The 843-nt window shown below is 69.0% G+C and carries 1 protein-coding gene; it reads left to right on the top strand.

The annotated features are described in order from the left end of the window. Nucleotides 1-47: 47 nt before the first annotated feature. Nucleotides 48-843, top strand: a 796-nt coding sequence (locus EOA29_RS38350; RefSeq protein ID WP_127222511.1) for an ADP-ribosylglycohydrolase family protein, incomplete at its 3' end; no start/stop codon positions are given.

Raw genomic sequence — 843 nt, 5'->3', positions numbered from 1 at the left:
AGCCTGCTCAACCCGGCGCATTTCGCATTGCATCTGGAGTTCTGAGCATGGTGGACGCAGCCGGGATGAAGGACCGGGCAATGGGTGCGCTGATCGGAGGAGCGCTTGGCGATGCGCTGGGCATGCCGACGCAGCTTCTGTCCCCGGCCCGCATCGCCGAGTTCTACGGCCATGTCGAGGATTTCGTCGCGCCCGTCGCCGACCATCCGGTGTCAAAGGGGCTGCCGGCCGGCGCCATTACCGACGACACCGAACAGGCACTGCTGCTCGGCCGCATCCTGGTCAGCTCCGGCGATCGCTTCGACCACGCGCGCTGGGTCAACGCGCTGCTCGACTGGGAGCGCGACGTGAAGGCGCGCGGCAGCTACGACCTGCTTGGACCTTCGACCAAACGCGCCATCGACGCGATCAACGAGGGCGTGCCGGCGGAAGAGGCCGGACGCAGCGGCGACACCAACGGTGCGGCGATGCGTATCGCGCCGGTCGGCATCATGATGCCGCTAGAGCCGCTCGACGCGCTGGTCGCCAAGGTGGCGGAAACCTGCCGGGCGACGCACAACACCTCGATCGCCATTGCCTCCGCCGCTGCCGTTGCGGCGGCTGTGAGCAGTGGCGTCGCCGGCGGCGACTGGCGCGCGGCTTCCGAGCGCGCCGTCGCGGCGGCAGGGTTGGGAGCGACGCTCGGCCATTGGGTCACCGGCGGCGATATTGCGGCCCGCATTGCCTGGGCGCAGGACCTCGTGCGCGGCAAGGTGGAGCGGGATGCAATCAAGCTGATTGTCGACCTGATCGGCACGGGCGTCGCCAGCCAGGAATCGGTGCCGGCGGCATTCGCCGTACTGG

The organism is Mesorhizobium sp. M1E.F.Ca.ET.063.01.1.1 (assembly GCF_003998155.1).
In the GTDB taxonomy this organism is placed as follows: domain Bacteria; phylum Pseudomonadota; class Alphaproteobacteria; order Rhizobiales; family Rhizobiaceae; genus Mesorhizobium.
The sequence above is the reverse complement of the archived record's forward strand: the minus strand, read 5'-3'. Positions and strand labels throughout refer to the sequence as shown.